1 protein-coding gene and 1 pseudogene are annotated in these 764 nt (G+C 74.2%); both read right to left on the bottom strand.

Going from position 1 to position 764, the window contains the following annotated elements; translation table 11 throughout:
- Positions 1 to 279, bottom strand: a 279-nt coding sequence (locus GT354_RS52050) for a hypothetical protein (protein ID WP_161365536.1), incomplete at its 3' end; no start/stop codon positions are given.
- Positions 269 to 764, bottom strand: a pseudogene (locus GT354_RS52045) (hypothetical protein); the annotation flags it as partial. The gene GT354_RS52050 and the pseudogene GT354_RS52045, both read right to left, overlap by 11 nt.

The raw sequence follows: 764 nt of genomic DNA, 5'->3' as shown, positions 1-764 counted from the left end.
CTCCCGCGACGGGCTCGCGGTGACCGCGGGGGCGTCGCGGCCGGCGCTCGCGGACGCGGCCTTGTGGTCGTCGGGCCACGCCACCGCGACCGCGCCGCCGGCCGCGGCCACCAGGACCAGGGCCGACACGATCAGCACGGTCCGCCGTCGGCGTCGGGTGTCGCGCCGCTCGTCGGCGAGCAACTCGTCGGGTGTGGCCGGACGGCCGAACGCGCCGTCCGAGGTCCATCGGTCCTCGGCGTCGAATCCGTCGGATCGGCCGCGGCGGTCAGAGGTCAAGTTCGCTCCTCGACGACAGGCCGTACCGCGCCGCGATCGAGTTCCACGTGTCGACGAAGGACTTCTTCGCTGCGGAAGCCTCGGCGCTGATCGTCGCGCCGCTGTCGTACAGGGACTTCGTCCCCGGGCAGCCGGAGTCCAAGGCCGATTGGGCCCATGCGGCGAAGGCCCGGTCGGCCCGCGCCGACGCGTCCCACGCGACTCGCAACGTCGGGGCCGCCGCCTGGAGTTCGGGCACACCGTCGAAGTGCATCGCGTCCAACTGGGTCACCAGGCTCTCGCGTTGGCTCGCGGCGTCACTGAGCGCGGTGCGCGAGGCGGACAGCGACGAGCACGTGCCGACGTTGTTCACCGCGTCGATCACCGACTGTCGCGAGGATCCGCTGCGCGAGAGCAGGGTGTCGAGCGCGCCGGCCTGCGCGTGACCGTCGGGCGGGGTCGTGCTCGGCGGCGCCGTGGTCGCCGGCACGGTCTGCGCCGGCGGG

It is taken from the genome of Streptomyces sp. SID3343, from assembly GCF_009865215.1.
Classification (GTDB): domain Bacteria; phylum Actinomycetota; class Actinomycetes; order Streptomycetales; family Streptomycetaceae; genus Embleya.
The sequence above is the reverse complement of the archived record's forward strand: the minus strand, read 5'-3'. Positions and strand labels throughout refer to the sequence as shown.